The following is an 18423-nucleotide window of genomic DNA, read 5'->3' as shown; positions in this document are numbered from 1 at the left end:
CAGTCGTGACGAGAGGACGCGTGTGACCTTCGAAGAGTTCGTGGCGGAGCGGCTGGACGGGCTGCTCCGCTACGCCACCGTCCTGACGAACGACCCGCACCTGGCCCAGGACGTCGTCCAGGACGTGCTCCTGCGCGCCCAGCAGCGGTGGGACGGCATCGCCGCGCCGTCGACCTACGTGCGGCGGATGGTCACCAACGAGTACCTGTCCTGGCGGCGGCGCGCGGTGCGGCGGGTGGTGACCAGCAGCCACGACGTCCTCGACGCGATCGGCCCGCCGGAACCCGACCCGTCGGCCGCCTACGACGAGCGGGACGCCATGCTCGGCCTGCTCGCCACGCTGCCCCGCAAACAGCGGGCCGCCATCGTGCTGCGGTACTACGAGAACTACACCGACCCCGAGATCGCCGCGGTCCTGCGGTGCGGCCCCTCCACCGTGCGCAGCCAGATCTCGCGCGCGCTGGCCACCCTCCGCCAAGCCGGGTTGAAGCACCCCGTCATCACCACCGGAGCCCCCGAATGATCCTCAGCGAACACGAGACCGAGACGCTGATCCGGGAGGGCCTCGACCGCCTCGCCGCCCGCGCCCCGGACGGCCACGCGGTGCGCGACGCGCTCGCCCGCGCCGGGCGGACGCGGCGGCCGTCGACCCGGCTGGCCCTCGTCGCCGCCGCGGTGGTCGTGGTGGTCGTCGGCGCCGTCGCCGGTATGCAGCTGCTGACCCGGCCGCCGGAGCTGGTGCCGTCCGCGGGCCGCCCGGTGCTCGCCTACACCCCGGGCTGGCTGCCGGCCGGCCTCACCGAGCAGCACCGCGGCGGCGGTCCCGGGATCACCCCGCAGGTCCGCCGGTGGATGGCGGGCCAGGCCGCGGTGACGCTGCTGGCGTACTCCACCGCCGACCCCGACTGGTCGCAGGCCGAGCTGAAGATCGCGGCGATCAAGGACCAGGCCGTGGTGCACGGCCGGATCGCCATGTTCCGCGGCACCGGCAGCACCGCGGAGCTCACCTGGCTGGCCGACGACGCGCACGTGCTCCGCGCGGCGGTCACCGGGATCCCGGACGCTCGTGCGGTCGCCCAGCGCATCGCCGACTCGGTCACCGCCGAGCCGGTCGGCGTCCGCGGCGAGCTGCGGTTCGGCCCGCTGCCGGCGGGACTGGCCGAACTGTCCGCCACGGTGCGGGGCACCAGTCCCCGCGACGCGACCACCGAACTGGCCGCGGGCGACCCGGCCCGGCCGACGGACCCGGTGGTGCGGGTCCTGGCCGGCCCGAACCCGCCCACTCCGGACAAGGCCGTCTCGGTGACCGTCCGCGGCGGCGAGGGCTTCTTCGTGGCGCCGGCGAACGGGCGGGACGCGATGGTCTTCGTCCGGCTGCCGTCGGGACGCTGGCTGCGCGTGTCGGGGACGCGGCCGGAGGCCGAGCTGATCGCCGTCGCGAACGGCGTCCAGCTCGACCCGGCACCCGACTACAGCTGGCTCGGGCGGCCTACCAGCTGATCATCGGGAACCAGATGATCCCGAGCCTGCCCAGCACGCGGACGTCCCAGTAGAGCAGCGTGAACGTGCCGCCGACGAGCAGGGCGGCGCCGGTGACGGTCGCGATCCGCGCCGGTTTCGCGGCCAGCCAGCGCTGCACGCGTCCGCCCGTGGCGTGCGTCAGGACGAGGAACAGGACCGCCATGACGACGATGTTGCCGAGCGACTGCAACGCGAACGCGGCGGCGCCGTAGAGCACGTTGTGCTGCTCGGCGGCGTCGCGGAACATGATGCGGAACAGCGGGTACGGCCGTCCGATGAGGAACCCGCCGATGAGCGCCCCCATCAGGACGAGCGGCGCGGCTGGGTGGCGGCGGGTGAAGCCCGCGAAGGGGTTGCGGAGGATGCCGAGGGCGATCAGGCCCATCAGCAGGAAGACCATGCCGACGACGCCGAAGGCGATCATCGACTGGATGCTGCGTGGGGAGAGCCCGGTGGTCTTCGCGGTGGAGAACTGCGGCATCCGCGTGCCGACGAGCGCGACGATCACGCCGTAGACCACGGAGACGGTGAGCATCCCGGCGGCGATCCAGCCGAGCGGCTTGAGCGCGTTCGGCTTCCGCCCCGCCTGTTCGCCCACCATCGGCGCGACCGCCCCGAAGGCGGCGATGTTGCAGGCGGTGAAGGAGCCGGCGAGGCCGGAGACGAACGCGAACAGCGTCCCGGCGAGGACCCCGCTGATCGGGGTGGCTTTCGCGTCGTACCCGAGGAGGCCGTTCGCGACGCTGTCCCCGATCACGGAGTCGACGAAGGGCGCCGACCAGACGGCGGTGAGGACGAACCCCGCCACGATCGCGGCCACGGCGATGGCGGCCCGGCGCACGGGGTACGGCCCGGCGCCGAAGTAGCTTGCTTGGGGATGAACCGGGACCTGCTGTTTGACCGCCATCTAAGCCCTCCAGGGTGCGGGAATGCAGCGTTTGAAGCGTTGCAGGTAGAGACGTTGCAACGCTTCGGCCAGGCGTGTGGGGTTGGGGCGCCGAAAGGCCTAGGCATTTTTCCCGCCGGTCACGGTGGGCCATGACCACAGTGGACTCCGGGGCTACGGTGAACGCATGACCTCCGAGACCGACCGCCTCGCCGCCGAGCGCTACGTCGTCCTGACCACGTTCCGGCGCGACGGGCGGGCCGTGCCGACCCCGATCTGGGTGGCCGGCCGCGACGGCGAGCTGGTGCTGTGGTCGGTGCGCGAGGCCGGCAAGGTCAAGCGCATCCGCAACGACGGCCGCGTCGAGGTGCAGGCCTGCGACGTCCGCGGGCGGAAGACGCACGGCGCGAAGGTCACCGGGCAGGCCCGGCTGCTGGACGCCGCCGAGACCGAGCAGGCGCGGCGGGCGATCGCCCGCAAGTACGGCATCGTCGGGCGCGTCACGATGTTCTTCTCGAAGCTGCGCGGCCCGGCGGACCGGACGGTCGGCATCGCGGTCAAAGTGGACGGCTGAAGCCGCGGAAGCCGCGCCGCAGGTAGTTCGGCAGCGCGTTCGGGTGGTCGAGGGTCGAGGTGTGCAGCCAGACCCGCCGCGTCCCGGGCAGCGCCCACGCGTCGGCGACGACGAGGGTGAGCGCGCACCCGCCGAGTCCTTTGCCGACGAACTCCGGCAGCAGGCCGAACGTGGTGATCTCGACGTCGTTCCCGGGCTGTGGCTCGAAGTCCGCGGCGCCGGCGATCTCGCCGCGGTACTCGACGAGCCGGTATTCCCGGTGCGGCGCGGCGAGCCAGCGGGCCCATTCGCCGTCGCCGCGGGTGACGCTCGGCCACCGGTACGGGGTCCCGATCCGGACGTGCAGGTCGCGGATCAGCGGCCCCGGTCCGGTGGTCCGGAGCGCGACGCCGTCGACGAGCGGAGCGGGGTTGAGCTGATCGGGCGCGGTCATTTCGAGCTGGGTGACGATCTCCTCCACCCGCGGCAACCTACGACTGCCGCGGGTGGCTGTCAGCCGCTTTTCGGCCTCAAGCACCGCGCCGATTACGCCGGCTGCCCGGCCAGCAGCCGTTCGACCAGCGCCGTGACGAGGTCGTGGCGCTGCTCGTCGGTGAACAGGTCCGGCAGCGTCAGCCGTTCCATGATCAGCCAGTTCAGCGCCAGCCACAGCAGGACCACCATCGTGCCGTCGCCGGGCAGGCCGGACTTCTCGTGGTATTCGACGTTGAAGTCGAGGTCCGCACGGATGCGGCTGGTCAGCACGTCCCGCAGTTCGGGCCGGCGCGCGGCTTCGAGCCGCAGTTCGAGCAGCGCGAGGAAACCCGTCGGGAAGGCGGCCACGCGGTCGACGAGTTCGTGCATGAGCTCGGTGACGCGGGCTCGGTCGCGCGGCCCTTCGAGGCCGCCCGCGATCACCGCGTCGTCCACCAGCCGCTCGTAGACCCGCTCCCCCGCGTGCTTGAGGATTTCCCCGCGGCTGGAGAAGTAGTTGGACGCGGTGCCGACCGGAACGCCGGCGTGCTGGTCGACCGCGCGGAAGGTGAGCCCGCGCGCGCCTTCGCCGGCCAGAACTTCGATCGCCGCGTCGAGCAGCGCCGCCCGCCGCTCGGGGTTGCGTCGCACCATGACGTTGACACCACTCCAGATGTAGTACTACGGTCGAAACCACTTCAGACAAAGTACTACGTTCGGAGTTATTCCGGCAGGGGGACCCTCATGCGCGAGCTCGTGTACTTCATCGGCGTCAGCATCGACGGCATGATCGCCGGACCCGGCGGCGAAACCGGCTTCCACCCGCTCGCCCCGGACATGGTGGCCCACGTGCGCGCGGAGTACCCGGAGACCATGCCGGCGCACATCCGGCCGCTCATCGGAATGGCCGCGGACACGCCGAACAAGCGGTACGACACGGTGATCATGGGCCGCGCCACCTACTCGGTCGGACTGACCGAAGGCATCACCGACCCGTACCCGCACCTGCGGCAGTACGTCGTGTCCCGGTCACTGACCGAGGCCGACCCGGCCGTCACCCTCGTGCCCGGCGACCCACTGGGCCTGGTGCGGCAGCTCAAAGCCGAGGACGGCATGGACATCTGGCTGTGCGGCGGCGCGGACCTGGCCGGGCAGCTGCTGCCGGAGATCGACGAACTGGTGGTCAAGTCCTACCCGGTGGTCGCCGGCGGCGGGACACCGATGTTCACCGGCGGCTTCGGGCCACGCGAGTTCACCCCCACCGAGGCCCTGACCTTCGGCCACGGCGGCACGATCACGACCTACCGGCCCCGCGTCGCCGCCCGGATCCCTTCCGACGCTTCCCGGTAGGCCGGCCGCCGCGAAGAACCCACCCTGCTCGGCTAGATCTCCGCGACCGCGGCCAGCGCCTCCGGCAGCGTGAACGCCCCGGCGTACAGCGCCTTGCCGACGATCGACCCCTCGACACCGTCGGAAGCCAGCCCCGCCAGCGCGACCAGATCAGCCACACTCGACACGCCGCCGGAGGCGATCACCGGCGCGTCGGTGCGGGCGACGACGTCCCGCAGCAGGTCGAGGTTCGGGCCGCGCAGCGTGCCGTCCTTGCTGACGTCCGTCACGACGTAGCGGGAGGCGCCGTCGCGGTCGAGGCGCTCCAGGACGTCCCAGAGATCGCCGCCGTCCGAGGTCCAGCCGCGGGCCGAAAGCCGGTGGCCGGCCTCGGTGATCCGCACGTCCAGGCCGATCGCGACGCGGTCGCCGTACTCGCCGATGACCCGGGAGGTCCACTCCGGGTCCTCGAGCGCGGCGGTGCCGAGGTTGACCCGGCGGGCCCCGGTGGCCAGGGCGGCCTTCAGCGACGCGTCGTCGCGGATGCCGCCGGACAGCTCGACCTTCACGTCGAGCTTGCCCACGACCTCGGCGAGCAGCTCGCGGTTGCCGCCCTTGCCGAAGGCGGCGTCGAGGTCGACCAGGTGGATCCACTCGGCGCCGTCGCGCTGCCAGGTCAGCGCGGCCTCCAGCGGACTGCCATAGGAAGTCTCGGTGCCGGCCTCGCCCTGGACGAGTCGCACGGCCTGGCCATCGGCCACATCAACGGCGGGAAGCAGCGTGAAAGTCACGCGGGTAACTCTAGGGCGCGAACCCGGATCACCCGGTCAGAGGGTCGCCAGCCAGTTGCGCAGCAGCTGCGCCCCGGCGTCCCCGGACTTCTCCGGGTGGAACTGCGTCGCCCACAGCGGCCCGTTCTCGACCGCGGCGACGAAGTCCTCGCCGTGGTGGGCCCAGGTGACCTTCGGCTCCTGCCCGGCCAGCCCGTCGAGCTCCCACTTGCGCGCGGCGTAGGAGTGCACGAAGTAGAACCGCTCCTCCGGGTCGAGCCCGGCGAACAGCTGCGAGCCCGCGGGGGCGCGCACGGTGTTCCACCCCATGTGCGGCAGGACGTCGGCGTGCAGCCGGTCGACGACGCCGGGCCACTCCCCGGTGCCTTCGGTCTCCTCGCCGTGCTCGACGCCGCGGGAGAAGAGGATCTGCATGCCGACGCAGATGCCGAGCACCGGACGGCCGCCGGCGAGCCGCTTGCCGATGATCCGGTGTCCCTGCACGTCCAGCAGCCCCGCCATGCAGGCGGAGTAGGCGCCGACGCCGGGCACGACCAGGCCGTCGGCTTCGACGGCGGCGTGCGGGTCGGCGGTGACCTCGACGTCGGCCCCGGCGCGCGCGACGGCGCGTTCGGCGGAGCGGAGGTTGCCGGAACCGTAGTCGAGGATCACCACACGAGACACGCCACCCAGCGTAGCCGCAGCCTCCCGAGAGCTTCGACCGAATAGGCCTGCCACACGCCGGGCGACGACCGGAAAAATCTTGAAGAACCTCGTTTGAGCGTCCCGCGCGCCGGGTATCAGTTCACCCGAACGTGTGTGTTCTGCCCGGCACGACCGGACGCCAGGGAGGCGAAGATGGCCGAGGACGATCTGCTGTCCCAGATGCTGCACGCCTGGCGTGACGACATCGAAAGCGTGCCGTTTCCGCAGTTCAGCGAGCTGCTGATCCCGCGCCAGCAGGTCCGGCCCCGGTGCGTGCCGGGCGCGTCTGCCGCGCGCGTGACGAACGCCACGCGGAGAACAGACGCCTGACTGTGGTTTCCTGCGGTGGCCGCATCGACGCGTCCCCCCGGGAGCCCTCATGAGTCGCACGCCTGACCCGCACGACTTCCTCGGCCTCGACGCCGGGCTCGCCGAAGAAGAACGCGCCATCCGCGACGCCGTCCGCGCGTACGCGAAGGACCATCTGCTGGACCACGTCGCCGACTGGTACGAAACGGGCGCGCTGCCCGCCGCGGAGCTGGCGAAGGGCTTCGGCTCGCTCGGCCTGCTCGGCATGCACCTGGAGGGCTACGGCTGCGCCGGCACCAGCGCCGTCGCGTACGGCATCGCGTGCCGCGAACTCGAGGCCGTCGACTCGGGGCTGCGCAGCTTCGTCTCGGTGCAGGGGTCCCTGGCGATGTACGCGATCCACAAGTGGGGCAGTGAGGAACACCGGCAGGAGTGGCTGCCGCGGATGGCCACCGGCGAGGCGCTGGGCTGCTTCGGGCTGACCGAGCCGGACGCGGGCAGCGACCCGGGCTCGATGCGGACGCGGGCGGTGCGCGACGGCGGCGACTGGGTGCTCTCGGGCACGAAGATGTGGATCACCAACGGAACCGTCGCCGACGTCGCGGTCGTCTGGGCGCAGACCGACGACGGGATCCGCGGCTTCGTCGTCCCCACGGCCACGCCGGGCTTCACCGCGAACGAGGTCAAGCACAAGCTGTCGCTGCGGGCGTCGCTGACGGCGGAACTGGTCCTCGACGGCGTCCGGTTGCCGGCGTCGGCGGCGTTCCCCGAGGTCCGCGGCCTGCGCGGCCCGCTGTCCTGCCTGAACGAAGCCCGCTTCGGAATCCTGTTCGGCGTCGTCGGCGCGGCTCGGGCGTGCTACGAAGCGGCGTTGGAGTACACGCTGTCGCGGTCGCAGTTCGGCAAGCCGCTGGCGGGGTTCCAGCTGACCCAGCGCAAGCTCGCCGAGATCGTCGTCGAGGTCAACCGCGCCGGGCTGGTGGCGCTGCAGATCGGGCGGCTGAAGGACGCCGGCGACCTGCACCACAACCACGTCAGCTTCGGCAAGATGGCGAACGTCCGCTCGGCGCTTTCCGTGGCGCGCGAGGCCCGTTCGATGTTGGGCGCGAACGGGATTTCGCTGGAGTACCCGGTGATGCGCCACATGGCGAACCTCGAGACGGTGCTGACCTACGAAGGCACCGAGGAGATGCACGCGCTGTCACTCGGCCAGGCCGTCACGGGGCTCGCGGCGTTCCGCTGATCGTTTTTTGTCGGTGGTGCCCGCTAGCTTCGGCGGCATGACGTTCTCCGACTTCGAAGCCGTGGTGGAACTGCGGCGCTACACCTTGCACCCCGGCCGGCGAGACGAGCTGATCGAGCTGTTCGAGCGCGAGTTCGTCGAGCCGCAGGAGGCCGCCGGCGCGCACCTGTTCGGCTTGTTCCGCGTCCCCTCGGCGCCGGACGAGTTCGTGTGGCTACGAGGTTTCCCCTCGATGGCGGCCCGCAAGGAGGCGCTGGAGCAGTTCTACTTCGGCCCGGCGTGGAAGGCCCACCGAGCGGCGGCGAACGCGACGATGATCGACTCGGACAACGTCCTGCTGCTGCGTCCGGTCCGCCGCGGGCTCGCCGCGCCACCGCCGGGCACGGGGGTTCACGTGACGGTTTCTCTCGGTTCTTCGCCCGCGCCGGAGTCGGCGTTCGCGGCGTTCGAGACGGAACCGTCGGAGAACACGTTCCCCCAGCTGCCGGTGCGTACGGACGGCCCGTTTTCGGTGTGGTTCAGCCGTTCGCCTTCGGAGTCCTCGTTCGAGCTGGTGCCGACCGCACGGTCACTGATCCGGTGAGAGGAGTTCGATGAGCCCTTCGGGGTAGAGAATCATGCGGCCGTCTGTGAAGTCCTCAACGTTGACCCACCGCGCGGTGGCGGGGTCGTCGAGGATCTTCATCTCCTCTTCGGCGTACCGATCGGGGTCGACGAACCCCGCCTCGTAGACGAAGGCGATCTCGTGCCCGGGGTGGCCACGCCAGGTGAAGACGTTCTCGAGCACACCGATCAGGTTTCCGACTTCGATGTCGGCGGCGAGCTCCTCACGGAACTCCCGCTTGAGGGCGTCGTCACTGCGTTCGCCGAACTCGACCCCGCCACCGAGGGGGCGGTAGTAGGTCTCGCCCTTGACATCGTCGCGCCCTTCGAAGACGAGGATCTGCGCACGCCGCCGGATCAGACCGAGCGCGATCGGCCGGATGCTGGAGCCCATACCGGCCACGCTATCGGGCCAACGCCGCCAGAGCACGACCCAGCCGAACCAGCCGGCCCCGGCGACCACGAGCGCTCCGGCCGAGAGCCACGCCCATCCCGCACCGAACTCCCCGGCCACCGCGACCACCGTGATGCCCCCGGCGGGCACCGCCCAGGGCGAAAGCCCCATCACCACCGCCTTCCACGTTGTCGACTCGGCCTGAATGCTGACCTACCATGGTCGGATCCTGGAGGGCGGGGTGAGGCTCATGCGCGGACTTCGGCTCGTTCTCCGCCTCATCTCCGTGCACGCGCTCCTCGGACAGGAAATCCCCTCACCACGCACGCCGGCCCGGACCACCCGGCGCGGGGGCGGCCGGTGTGAGCGGCCCGGCTGCGGCGGCGCGCTCCGCGAAGACAAAGACGGCGACGTCGTCTGCCTGCGATGCGGGTTGCCCCCGGCCGGCCGATCGGGCCGCCGCAGGTGACGACTCCATCTTTGACCGAAGGAGCACTCGCGGTCGGGCACCGGATCGGCCGTTACTTCGGCGTTGTCAGCATGCTCCCCGCGCTCTTCCTCGTCCTCTGGTCGGCGGCTCTGATCGCCAGTGGCGCGTGGCGCGGACGACCGCGGCTCGAGTCGCTCGGCGCGGCGTTCGGACAGCCGACGGTGGCGAAAGTGGCTTGGATCCTCGTCCTGAGCCTCGCGACCGGTCTCTTCCTCCACCCGCTCCAGTTCGCGATGACCCAGGTGCTGGAGGGCTATTGGGGACATTCGCGGATCGGCCGGATCCTCACCGGCATGCGGATCGACCGGTACCGGCGAAAGCAGCGCGAGCTGGAGAACCGGCGGGCGACGATCGGGGACCAGCTGCGCGAACTCGTCGACGCCCGGCTGGAACTGGTTTGGGGCAAGGAACACTTCGGATCTTGGGACGATGCGACCTACGAACTGAACCGCCGTCGCCTGTTGATGTCCGAACGCGGGTGACGATCTCATCCCGTGGCTCGTCGCCGAGGAATCGCTCGGCCAAGCCACCGAACGGTATCCCGATCCGACCAGGCTCATGCCGACCCGGCTCGGCAACGCACTCCGCAAGGAAGAAGATCGCGCCGGACGTCAGTACGGGATCGACGCGGTCGTCACTGCCCCGCACTTCGCCTGCTCGCGGACGACAAGCACATCGTGTATCTCCGCGATTCCCGCCAGCAGCTCGACACATCGGTTCGCTTGTGCGTGGTTTCGGCCGTCGCCACCGTCGAGACCATCGCATGCTTGCTGACGGACGGGTGGTGGTTGTTCCTCGGATTGGCCACCTACGCGCTGACCTACCTCGCGTACCGGGCATCCGTCGCAGCGGCCGACGAATATACGACCGCGTTGCGCACGCTGATCGACTTGAACCGCTTCAAATTCTACGAAAGCCTCCATGTGCGCAAGCCACCGACCTCTCGGGAAGAGCGACGGATCAACGCCAGGCTCATGAACCTGCTTCGCGGGAAGTTCGAAGACATTTCCTACGACCATCCCGCTGCGGGACCGCCACCTCCCGCCGCCGCTCCGCCTACTCCCCCAGGAAATCCCTGATCGACAACCCCAGCGACCCGGCATCCAGCCCGTGCGCCAGATCGTGGTCCGCAATCCCACCGTACGACCGGATCTCCACATCCCGCCGCACCCCCAAAGACCGCAGCCGGTGCGGCACATCCGAAAGCGCCTCCGCCACCCAGAAAGCCGACGTCCCAGCTAAGTACGGCTCCACCAACACCACCGACGCCGAAGCGGAAAGCACCGCCGCCCGCAGACCGGCGCCGTCGAAGGGCCGGATGGTCGATGCGTACAGCACCGTCACGTCCAGTCCCGCCGTTGCTCGCAGCACCCGGTCCAGCACCGGGCCCACCGCCACGACGACCCCGGAAGACCCGGACCGCAGTCGGGTGAACCCCACCCCCAACTGCGGCGAAGCGTTTTCCTGCGCCGAAAGCCGCAGGTAGACCCGCCCGTCGCCGGGGATCGACTCCAGCAGCAGCCGCTCGGCTTCGGCCGGGTGGCCCGGTACGTGGACCGTCCAGCCCGGCAGCGAATCGATCAGTGCGACGTCGCCCGGGGCCTGGTGCGTGCGTCCCGCTGTCGACATGTCGTACGACGCTCCCCACGACACCAGGACGCCGCCCACCTCCTGGTGCGAGAAGTCCAGCTTGATCTGCTCGAACGCACGCTCCACCAGGAACGACGGGAACGTGTGCACGATCGGCCGCAGTCCCGCCAGGGCCAGTCCGGCGCCCGCGCTGACCAGCAGCTGTTCGCGGATCCCGACGTTGATCACCCGGTCCGGGTGCCGCCGCGCGGCACCGGCGAGCTGGGCCGCCGAGATGTCGGCCAGCACGACCGCGACGTCCGGGTCGGCGTCGATGATCCGTTCGGTGGTGGCGAGGAAGGTTTCCCGCATCGGCGACATCGTCAGCCCTTCGGTTCGACGACGGCGACCACGAGCAGCGGCCGGCCGGGGTGGGCGGTGGTGAAGGCGTCGTACAGCGCGTCGTGGTCGCGGCCGGACACCGTGCGCGTCTCCCAGCCTTCGACGGCGAAACGGCGGGCGATGCCGCCCGGCCAGCCGTGCGTCGACGAGTGGTTGTCGATCACCACCGCGGTCAGGTTTTCCAGCCCCGAACGCGCCGCGGCGACGATCGCCTCATGGTTCGAACCCTCGTCCAGCTCGGCGTCGCCGACGAGCGTCACGACCTTCGCGCTCGTCAGGCCGCGGGCGCGCAGGCCGAGCGCGGTGCCGAACGCGATCGGCAGGCCGTGGCCGAGGGAGCCGCTGGAGATCTCGACGCCGGGGATGCGGCGCCGGTCGGGGTGGTGGCCGAGCCGCGACACCGGGTCGGACCACGTCGCCAGCTCCGCTTCGGCGATGAAGCCCTTCGCGGTGAGCACCGCGTAGTACGCCATCGGGCCGTGCCCTTTGGACAGCAGGAACCGGTCGCGGCCGGGCTCGCGGAAGTTCCCGGGCGTGACGTCGAGCACGCGGTCGTAGAGCACCCACAGGACGTCCAAAGTGGACTCGGCGGCGGCGCCGTGCTTTTCGTCGCCGGTCATCAGCGCAATCAGCCGGGGTAGATCGGCGTACCCCGATTCGGTCGCAGTGGTCATGTCCCGACGATGCAACCTCGACTAAACTCGAAGTCAAGGATAGCCTGAGCTGGTGACGAGGCTCGCTGAACATCTCAGCATCGGACAGGTGGCGGAACGCAGCGGGGTTCCGCACACGGCTCTGCGGTTCTACGAGGAGAAGGGGCTGATCAGCTCGGAGCGATCGGCGGGCAACCAGCGCCGCTACGCGCGCTCGGTGCTGCGCCGGATCGCCTTCATCCGCGCCGCGCAACGGGTCGGGCTTTCCCTCGAAGACATCAGTTCGGCGCTGGCGACGCTGCCGGCGGACCACGCGCCGACGAAGGCGGACTGGGCGCGCCTGTCCCGCGACTGGCAGCACGAGCTCGACGCGCGGATCGACGCCCTGCAACGGCTTCGCGACCGGCTCACCGGCTGCGTCGGCTGCGGCTGCCTGTCCCTGCGCAGCTGCGCGTTGTACAACAACGACGACGAGCTGGCCCGCTTCGGGCCGGGCGCCAGCAAGCTGCGCCCGGCGGTCGAGGGCGGCATTTAAACCGGTTGCGCGCGGGGAGATGCTGGGGAGGCAATGAACGAAAAGCACTTGATCCGCATCTCGAAGCGGCTGTCCCGGCACCTCCGCCACGACCCGGCCGCGCTCGGTCTCACCCTCGCCCCCGGCGGCTGGGTTCCGGTCGACGCTCTCCTGCGGGCCCTCTCGATCAGCCGTGAAGAACTCGAAGAAGTGGTCGAGAAGAACAACAAGCGCCGCTTCGCCTTCGACGAGACGGGCACGCGCATCCGCGCGAGCCAGGGCCACAGCGTTCCGATCGACCTCGATCTGCCCGACGCGACCCCGCCGGACGTGCTCTACCACGGAACGGTGGCGAAGTTCCTCGACGCGATCTTCCGCGAGGGCCTGCGCCCGATGAACCGCCACGCGGTCCACCTCTCGGCAACGGTGGACACCGCCAGAACGGTCGGCGCCCGCCGCGGCAACCCGGTGATCCTCCGGATCGACGCCGCCGCCATGGCCGCGGCCGGCGACGCGTTCCAGGTGAGCGCCAACGGAGTCTGGCTGACCGCTTCGGTCCCCCCGGCCTACCTGACCTACCTCACCTAACCCGCCCCTCACCCAAGTCCCGTCCAGTCACACGTGATGCCCCTTCAATCACGCGAGATTCCCCTTCAGTCACACGTGATGCCGCTCCGATCACGCGAACCACCCCCTTCCGGCACGCGGTCCGACCGCCAGGTGCACGCCACTCAAGTGATCGAGGCCAGAACTCGCGTGATCAGCGGCGGAACTCGCGTGATTGGACGGGCATCTCGCGTGATTGGACGGGCATCACCCGTGACTGGCGGGGCATCTCGTGCGGTCGGAAGCGGAACTCGCGTGAGGGGCGGGCCTTCCGGCGTGATCACCCGGGCAACTCGCGTGACTGGAGGGGCATCTCGCGTGACCGGAGGGGCAACTCGCGTGATTGGAGGGGCGACACGGCGTTGAGGGCTCGGCGGCGGGGGCGGCCGAGGAGGCGGCGGCCCACGTCGAGCAGCTCCGCGCGCAGCTCTTCGTCGCCCAGGCCGGCCAGGTCCGGGGAGCCGCCGGCCATCGCGATGCCCGTCAGCGTCACCAGGGCGTTGACGCGGGCCGTCGTGTCCGGGTCGGGGCCCGACAGGATGCCCAGCAGCACGCGGCCGAAGCCCTCCATGCCGCCGTGGGCCGACTTCTCGATCGCGCGGGCGATGCCCGGGTCGCTCGAAAACAGGGCCACCAGCGCCCGGTGGCGGATCACCAGGTCGACGAAACCCTCCAGCAGCAGGTCCACCTGCGCGCCCCGGCGCTTCTGGGCCGCCGCCCGGCGGACCAGCTCGTCCAGGTCGCGGACGCCCGGCTCGGCGACCGCCTCGGTGATCTCCGCCTTCGTCTTGAAGTGGTAGTAGACAGCCGCCTTGGTGATGCCCAGCGCGTCGGCGATCATCTGCAGCGACGTGCCCTCGACCCCGTGTTCGGTGAACAGGCGCAGCGCGGTCTGCAGCAGTCGGGTCCGGGTGTCCTCGGCCGGGCCGGCGGTCATTCTTCCTCCTCAGCAGCCGTCGGAGCCTACGTCACGCCTAGTCGATCGGCAAACCGCCTTACTAGCCGACCGGCAAGGGATAAACCTTGCTGTTCGGCAAGTCACATACTTGCCGATCGGCTTGGAGCGATCCTTGCCGATCGGCTAGCTTGGAAAGGACCCTATGGAGTGAACCAACCCCGTTCGGGCGAAACGGAGCTGACTCGTGGCGACCTTCCTGTACCGGCTCGGCCGGTTTTCCTTCCGGCGCAGAGCGCTGGTCGCGGCCGTCTGGGCGGCGGTCCTGGTGGCGCTGGGCCTCGGCGCGCTGACGCTGTCGGGCCAGCTGTCGAACTCGGTGACGATCCCCGGCACCGAGTCGCAGCGGGCGATCGACCAGCTCACCGAGAAGTTCCCGCAGGCCAACGCCGGTGGCGCCACCGCGCGCGTGGTCATCGAGGCCCCGGCCGGGACCGCGGTGACCGACGCGAAGGGCAAGGCCGCCGTCGAAGCCCTGGTCGGGCAGCTGAAGACCGCGCCGAAGGTCGCCGCCGTGGTCGACCCGTTCCAGGCGCAGTCGATCTCACCCGATCGGCGCGTCGCGCTCGCCCAGGTCAGTTACGGAGCGAAGGCGTACGAACTGACCGACGAGGACCGCCAGGCCCTGCTGGACACCGCGAACGCCGGCCGCGCGGCCGGGTTCACCATCGAGTTCGGCGGTGACGCCGTGCAGGGCGTGCCCGCGACCGGGGCCACCGAGGGCCTGGGTGTCGCGGTCGCCGCCGTCGTGCTGATCATCACGTTCGGTTCGCTGCTCGCGGCCGGGATCCCGCTGCTCACCGCGCTGATCGGCGTCGGCACCGGGATGGCGGGCATCTTCCTCGCCTCCGGGTTCCTCGAGCTGAACTCGAACACGCCGGTCCTGGCGCTGATGATCGGCCTGGCCGTCGGCATCGACTACGCGCTGTTCATCGTGTCGCGCTACCGCCACGAACTGACCATCGGCCGCAACCCCGAAGAAGCCGCCGGCCGCGCCGCGGGCACCGCCGGGTCCGCCGTGGTCTTCGCCGGCCTCACCGTCATCATCGCGCTGGCCGGCCTCACCGTGATCGGCATCCCGTTCCTCGGCCAGATGGGCGTCGCCGCCGCCGTCACCGTCGCGATCGCCGTGCTCATCGCCCTGACGCTGCTGCCCGCGATCCTCGGCTTCGCCGGCGCCCGGGTCGCCGGCGACCGCATCCGGCTGCGCCGCAAGCCGGTCGAAACGACGCACGGCGAACGCTGGGCGCGGTTCGTCGGCCGGCACCGGATCGCGGTGCTGCTGGTCGCGCTGGCCGGGATGGCCGTCGTCGCCCTGCCCGCGCTGAGCATGCAGCTCGGCCTGCCCAACGACAGCACCGCCGCACCGGAGTCCACGCAGCGCAAGGCGTACGAGATCGCCAGCCGCAGCTTCGGCGAAGGCTCGAACGGGCCGCTGCTGGTCGTCGTCGACGTCTCCGCGAGCACGAACCGCCAGGCGGCGCTCGGCCGGGCCGCGGCCGACATCCAGAAGCTGCCCGACGTCGCCGCCATCACCCCGCCGCGGGTCAACCAGGCCGGCGACACGGCGTTGCTGACGGTGATCCCGAAGAGCGGCCCGAGCAGCACGCAGACCGAGGACCTGGTGGCCGCGATCCGCACCGAATCCGGCGCGCTGGAGAACGGGACCGGCGCCAAGCTGTCCGTCACCGGCCAGACCGCGGCGAACATCGACGTCTCCGAGAAGCTGTCGGACGCGATGCTGCCGTACCTGGCGCTGATCGTCGGGCTGGCGTTCGTCCTGCTGATGCTGGTGTTCCGCTCGGTGGTGGTGCCGCTGAAGGCGACGATCGGCTTCCTCGGCTCGGTCGCGGCGACGTTCGGCGCGGTGGTCGCGGTGTTCCAGTGGGGCTGGCTGACGGACCTGCTCGGCGTCGAATCCACCGGCCCGATCATGAGCATGCTGCCGATCCTGCTGATCGGCGTGCTGTTCGGGCTGGCGATGGACTACCAGGTGTTCCTGGTGACGCGGATGCGCGAGGAGCACGTCCACGGCGCGGAGCCGCAGGAAGCGGTGGTCACCGGCTTCCAGCACGGCGCGCGCGTGGTGGTCGCGGCCGCGTTGATCATGATCAGCGTGTTCGCCGGCTTCGTGCTCGCGGAGTCGTCGCTGATCCAGTCGATCGGCTTCGCCCTGGCGTTCGGCGTGCTGGTGGACGCGTTCGTGGTCCGCATGACGCTGGTCCCGGCGGTGATGTCCCTGCTGGGCCGCGGCGCGTGGTGGCTGCCGAAGTGGCTGGACCGGATCCTGCCGGACGTCGACGTCGAGGGCGAAAAGCTCACAAAGCACCTGGACGAGCCCGAAGAGCGCGAACTGGTCGGCGCGAGCCGCTAGCGAACACGGCGAAGGCCCCCTCCGTGCGAGGGGGCCTTCGCCGTTTCTCAGCTCGAGAACCAGAAAATGGCGCCGCCGATGGCGAGGGCGGCCGCGATGCCCAGGACCACCGCCATGAACTTGGCCGTCTTCCAGGTCGAATAGACCCCGCCCACCAGGAAGCCGCCCAGAGCCAGCAAGAGAACGCCGACGACTCCGTTGCTCACAGAACGCCCTTCGTCGACGGGATGCCGCCCGCGCGCGGGTCCGGCTCGGTCGCCGCGCGCAGGGCGCGGGCCACCGCCTTGTACTCCGCCTCCGCGATGTGGTGCGGGTCGCGGCCGTGGATCACCCTCACGTGCAACGCGATCTGCGCGTGGAACGACAGCGAGTCGAACACGTGCCGCGTCAGCACGAACGGGTAGTTGCCGCCGATGGTGAACGTGTTGAACTGCTCCGGCTCTCCCACGTGCACGCAGTACGGGCGGCCCGAGACGTCGATCGCCGCGTGGGCCAGGGTTTCGTCCATCGGGATCCACGCGTCGCCGAAGCGGCGGATGCCGCTCTTGTCGCCCAGGGCCTGGCGGATCGCCTGGCCCAGCACGATCGCCGTGTCCTCCACCGTGTGGTGGGCGTCGATGTGGACGTCGCCGGTCGCCTCGACCTTGAGGTCCAGGGAGCCGTGGACGCCGAACGCCGTCAGCATGTGGTCGTAGAACGGCACGCCGGTCGAGATCTCGACCTCGCCCGTGCCGTCGAGGTCCAGCCGGACGGCGATCGAGGACTCCTTGGTGGTCCGTTCGACCTTGCCGATGCGGGTCATCGCGAGACTTCCTTACTCGCCTCGAGGAAGGCGTCGTTCTCTTCCGGGGTGCCGATGCTCACGCGCAGGTGCCCGGGAATGCCCGGGTCGCGGATCAGCACGCCGGTGTCCAAATAGGACTGCCATGCCGCGTGCGGGTCGCCGAACCGTCCGAAGAGGACGAAGTTCGAGTCGCTCGGCACCGGGTCGTAGCCCAGCCCGGCCAGCGCCTCCACGACGCGGTCGCGTTCCGCGGCCAGCTTGTGCACGCTGGCCAGCGTGGCGTCCGCGTGCCGCAGCGCCGCCCGGGCGGCCGCCTGGGTCAGCCGCGAGAGGTGGTACGGCAGGCGCACCAGCTGCAGCGCGTCGACCACCGCCGGCGCCGCCGCCAGGTAGCCGAGCCGGCCGCCCGCGAAGGCGAACGCCTTGCTCATCGTGCGCGAGACGATCAGCGAAGACGGGTAGTCCGCCAGCAGCTCGACCGCGCTTGGCTGCGACGAGAACTCCGCATAGGCCTCGTCGACGACGACGATCCCGGTGGCCGCGTCCAGCACCTGACGCAGCTCGGGAAGCGGGATCGAGCCGCCGGTCGGGTTGTTCGGGCTGGTGACGAACACGACGTCCGGACGACGTTTCGAGATGACCGCGGCCGCCGCGGCCGTGTCCAGGCCGAAGTCGGCGCGGCGCGGTGCCGGCACCCACTCGGTGCGGGTGCCCGACGCGATGATCGGGTGCATCGAGTACGACGGCTCGAAGCCGAGCGCGCTGCGCCCGGGACCGCCGAAGGCCTGCAGGATCTGCTGCAGCACCTCGTTGGACCCGTTGGCGGCCCAGACGTTCGCCTCCGACAGCACGACCCGGGTCGACACGCTCAGGTAGTCGGCCAGGTCCTGGCGCAGCGCCATGGCGTCGCGATCCGGGTAGCGGTGCAGCTCGGCGGCCTCCGCGCGCACCGCCTCGGCGACGTCCGCGACCAGCTCGGGCGGCGGCGGGTACGGGTTCTCGTTCGTGTTGAGCCGGACCGGGACGTCCAGCTGCGGCGCGCCGTAGGGCGACTTGCCGCGCAGGTCTTCGCGCAGCGGCAGCTCGTCCAGGGTGACCTCTTCGCCGATCGTCATGCGACCGAACCTCCGAAACGCGCGACGACGGCCTCACCGTGCGCGGGCAGGTCCTCGGCGTCGGCCAGCGCGACGACGCGGCCGGCGACCTCGCGCAGGGCCTCCTCGCTGTAGTCCACGACGTGGATGCCCTTGAGGAAGCTCTGCACGGACAGGCCCGAGGAGTGGCGGGCG

General features: G+C 70.7%; 25 protein-coding genes. 12 read left to right on the top strand and 13 right to left on the bottom strand.

Going from position 1 to position 18423, the window contains the following annotated elements; genetic code table 11:
• Positions 1 to 22: 22 nt before the first annotated feature.
• Entirely contained in the window at positions 23 to 523 is a 501-nt protein-coding gene (locus DV20_RS21750) for a SigE family RNA polymerase sigma factor (RefSeq protein WP_043783148.1), read from the top strand.
• Positions 520 to 1500 carry a hypothetical protein gene (locus DV20_RS21745; protein WP_043783146.1) on the top strand — a complete coding sequence of 327 codons (981 nt, stop codon included), beginning with the start codon at positions 520 to 522 and terminating at the stop codon, positions 1498 to 1500. Before DV20_RS21750 ends, DV20_RS21745 begins: the two co-directional genes overlap by 4 nt.
• On the opposite strand, the gene DV20_RS21740 is transcribed toward DV20_RS21745, so the two are convergent.
• The gene (locus DV20_RS21740; protein ID WP_043783145.1) at positions 1490 to 2428 is read right to left on the bottom strand and encodes a hypothetical protein; all 939 of its coding nucleotides are present in this window, start codon (positions 2426 to 2428) and stop codon (positions 1490 to 1492) included. The two genes, DV20_RS21745 and DV20_RS21740, sit on opposite strands and share 11 nt — an antisense overlap.
• Positions 2429 to 2594: 166 nt before the next feature.
• On the opposite strand from DV20_RS21740, the gene DV20_RS21735 reads away from it, so the two are divergent.
• Positions 2595 to 2981 carry a PPOX class F420-dependent oxidoreductase gene (locus DV20_RS21735; RefSeq protein WP_043783143.1) on the top strand — a complete coding sequence of 129 codons (387 nt, stop codon included), beginning with the start codon at positions 2595 to 2597 and terminating at the stop codon, positions 2979 to 2981.
• Here the strand turns inward: DV20_RS21735 and DV20_RS21730 are convergent.
• Both DV20_RS21730 and DV20_RS21725 read right to left on the bottom strand, forming a co-directional pair.
• Positions 2965 to 3441, bottom strand: coding sequence for a GNAT family N-acetyltransferase (locus DV20_RS21730; RefSeq protein ID WP_043783142.1), 477 nt, complete (start codon positions 3439 to 3441; stop codon positions 2965 to 2967). The two genes, DV20_RS21735 and DV20_RS21730, sit on opposite strands and share 17 nt — an antisense overlap.
• A 65-nt stretch (positions 3442 to 3506) precedes the next feature.
• Positions 3507 to 4088 (bottom strand): TetR/AcrR family transcriptional regulator, encoded by a 582-nt coding sequence (locus DV20_RS21725; protein ID WP_043783140.1) that lies wholly within the window; start codon positions 4086 to 4088, stop codon positions 3507 to 3509.
• Between the two features lie 90 nt (positions 4089 to 4178).
• On the opposite strand from DV20_RS21725, the gene DV20_RS21720 reads away from it, so the two are divergent.
• Positions 4179 to 4784, top strand: coding sequence for a dihydrofolate reductase family protein (locus tag DV20_RS21720; RefSeq protein WP_043783137.1), 606 nt, complete (start codon positions 4179 to 4181; stop codon positions 4782 to 4784).
• Positions 4785 to 4816: 32 nt separating this feature from the next.
• Here the strand turns inward: DV20_RS21720 and priA are convergent, their stop codons facing one another.
• Positions 4817 to 5554 carry a bifunctional 1-(5-phosphoribosyl)-5-((5-phosphoribosylamino)methylideneamino)imidazole-4-carboxamide isomerase/phosphoribosylanthranilate isomerase PriA gene (gene priA, locus DV20_RS21715; protein ID WP_043783136.1) on the bottom strand — a complete coding sequence of 246 codons (738 nt, stop codon included), beginning with the start codon at positions 5552 to 5554 and terminating at the stop codon, positions 4817 to 4819.
• A 36-nt stretch (positions 5555 to 5590) separates the two neighbouring features.
• Complete coding sequence (gene hisH / locus DV20_RS21710) at positions 5591 to 6208, bottom strand: imidazole glycerol phosphate synthase subunit HisH (RefSeq protein WP_043783135.1); 618 nt, start codon at positions 6206 to 6208, stop codon at positions 5591 to 5593.
• 183 nt (positions 6209 to 6391) lie between these two features.
• Here hisH and DV20_RS45915 point away from each other — a divergent pair, with 183 nt between their 5' ends.
• From DV20_RS45915 to DV20_RS21700, 3 genes are read left to right on the top strand one after another with little or no spacing between them, the layout of a single operon-like run.
• Positions 6392 to 6568 carry a hypothetical protein gene (locus DV20_RS45915; RefSeq protein ID WP_167344392.1) on the top strand — a complete coding sequence of 59 codons (177 nt, stop codon included), beginning with the start codon at positions 6392 to 6394 and terminating at the stop codon, positions 6566 to 6568.
• A gap of 49 nt (positions 6569 to 6617) precedes the next feature.
• Positions 6618 to 7790 carry an acyl-CoA dehydrogenase family protein gene (locus tag DV20_RS21705; RefSeq protein ID WP_043783133.1) on the top strand — a complete coding sequence of 391 codons (1173 nt, stop codon included), beginning with the start codon at positions 6618 to 6620 and terminating at the stop codon, positions 7788 to 7790.
• 37 nt (positions 7791 to 7827) lie between these two features.
• Positions 7828 to 8373, top strand: coding sequence for an NIPSNAP family protein (locus tag DV20_RS21700; protein WP_152603749.1), 546 nt, complete (start codon positions 7828 to 7830; stop codon positions 8371 to 8373).
• Here DV20_RS21700 and DV20_RS21695 read toward each other — a convergent pair.
• Positions 8359 to 8958 (bottom strand): NUDIX hydrolase, encoded by a 600-nt coding sequence (locus DV20_RS21695; protein WP_235190924.1) that lies wholly within the window; start codon positions 8956 to 8958, stop codon positions 8359 to 8361. The genes DV20_RS21700 and DV20_RS21695 overlap by 15 nt on opposite strands.
• Before the next feature lie 309 nt (positions 8959 to 9267).
• Between DV20_RS21695 and DV20_RS21690 the strand changes: the two genes are divergently transcribed.
• Together DV20_RS21690 and DV20_RS45010 are read left to right on the top strand one after the other, a co-directional pair.
• Positions 9268 to 9759: a hypothetical protein gene (locus tag DV20_RS21690; RefSeq protein ID WP_043783131.1), complete on the top strand. Its 492-nt coding sequence runs from the start codon at positions 9268 to 9270 to the stop codon at positions 9757 to 9759.
• 195 nt (positions 9760 to 9954) lie between these two features.
• Positions 9955 to 10356 carry a hypothetical protein gene (locus DV20_RS45010; RefSeq protein ID WP_152603748.1) on the top strand — a complete coding sequence of 134 codons (402 nt, stop codon included), beginning with the start codon at positions 9955 to 9957 and terminating at the stop codon, positions 10354 to 10356.
• Here the strand turns inward: DV20_RS45010 and DV20_RS21685 are convergent.
• Positions 10334 to 11227: a transketolase family protein gene (locus DV20_RS21685; protein WP_043783129.1), complete on the bottom strand. Its 894-nt coding sequence runs from the start codon at positions 11225 to 11227 to the stop codon at positions 10334 to 10336. The genes DV20_RS45010 and DV20_RS21685 overlap by 23 nt on opposite strands.
• A gap of 2 nt (positions 11228 to 11229) precedes the next feature.
• Positions 11230 to 11922 carry a thiamine pyrophosphate-dependent enzyme gene (locus DV20_RS21680; protein WP_043783128.1) on the bottom strand — a complete coding sequence of 231 codons (693 nt, stop codon included), beginning with the start codon at positions 11920 to 11922 and terminating at the stop codon, positions 11230 to 11232.
• Positions 11923 to 11974: 52 nt separating this feature from the next.
• Here DV20_RS21680 and soxR point away from each other — a divergent pair, with 52 nt between their 5' ends.
• Together soxR and DV20_RS21670 are read left to right on the top strand one after the other, a co-directional pair.
• Positions 11975 to 12436 carry a redox-sensitive transcriptional activator SoxR gene (gene soxR, locus DV20_RS21675; RefSeq protein WP_043783125.1) on the top strand — a complete coding sequence of 154 codons (462 nt, stop codon included), beginning with the start codon at positions 11975 to 11977 and terminating at the stop codon, positions 12434 to 12436.
• Positions 12437 to 12469: 33 nt separating this feature from the next.
• Positions 12470 to 13003 carry an RNA 2'-phosphotransferase gene (locus tag DV20_RS21670; RefSeq protein WP_043783123.1) on the top strand — a complete coding sequence of 178 codons (534 nt, stop codon included), beginning with the start codon at positions 12470 to 12472 and terminating at the stop codon, positions 13001 to 13003.
• A gap of 298 nt (positions 13004 to 13301) precedes the next feature.
• Here the strand turns inward: DV20_RS21670 and DV20_RS21665 are convergent, their stop codons facing one another.
• Entirely contained in the window at positions 13302 to 13958 is a 657-nt protein-coding gene (locus tag DV20_RS21665; RefSeq protein WP_235190911.1) for a TetR/AcrR family transcriptional regulator, read from the bottom strand.
• A 205-nt stretch (positions 13959 to 14163) separates the two neighbouring features.
• Between DV20_RS21665 and DV20_RS21660 the strand changes: the two genes are divergently transcribed.
• Positions 14164 to 16350: an MMPL family transporter gene (locus tag DV20_RS21660; protein WP_043783121.1), complete on the top strand. Its 2187-nt coding sequence runs from the start codon at positions 14164 to 14166 to the stop codon at positions 16348 to 16350.
• Positions 16351 to 16397: 47 nt separating this feature from the next.
• Here the strand turns inward: DV20_RS21660 and DV20_RS45910 are convergent, their stop codons facing one another.
• From DV20_RS45910 to DV20_RS44215, 4 genes are all read right to left on the bottom strand, one after another.
• Positions 16398 to 16556, bottom strand: coding sequence for a hypothetical protein (locus DV20_RS45910; RefSeq protein ID WP_167344391.1), 159 nt, complete (start codon positions 16554 to 16556; stop codon positions 16398 to 16400).
• Entirely contained in the window at positions 16553 to 17152 is a 600-nt protein-coding gene (hisB, locus tag DV20_RS21655; RefSeq protein WP_043783118.1) for an imidazoleglycerol-phosphate dehydratase HisB, read from the bottom strand. Before hisB ends, DV20_RS45910 begins: the two co-directional genes overlap by 4 nt.
• The gene (locus DV20_RS21650; protein WP_043783117.1) at positions 17149 to 18249 is read right to left on the bottom strand and encodes a histidinol-phosphate transaminase; all 1101 of its coding nucleotides are present in this window, start codon (positions 18247 to 18249) and stop codon (positions 17149 to 17151) included. The genes hisB and DV20_RS21650 overlap by 4 nt, the downstream gene beginning before the upstream one ends.
• A partial coding sequence (locus DV20_RS44215; RefSeq protein ID WP_200876474.1) for a histidinol dehydrogenase occupies positions 18246 to 18423 on the bottom strand: 178 nt, incomplete at its 5' end. The genes DV20_RS44215 and DV20_RS21650, both read right to left, overlap by 4 nt.

The organism is Amycolatopsis rifamycinica, assembly GCF_000695625.1.
Lineage (GTDB): Bacteria > Actinomycetota > Actinomycetes > Mycobacteriales > Pseudonocardiaceae > Amycolatopsis > Amycolatopsis rifamycinica.
The sequence above is the reverse complement of the archived record's forward strand: the minus strand, read 5'-3'. Positions and strand labels throughout refer to the sequence as shown.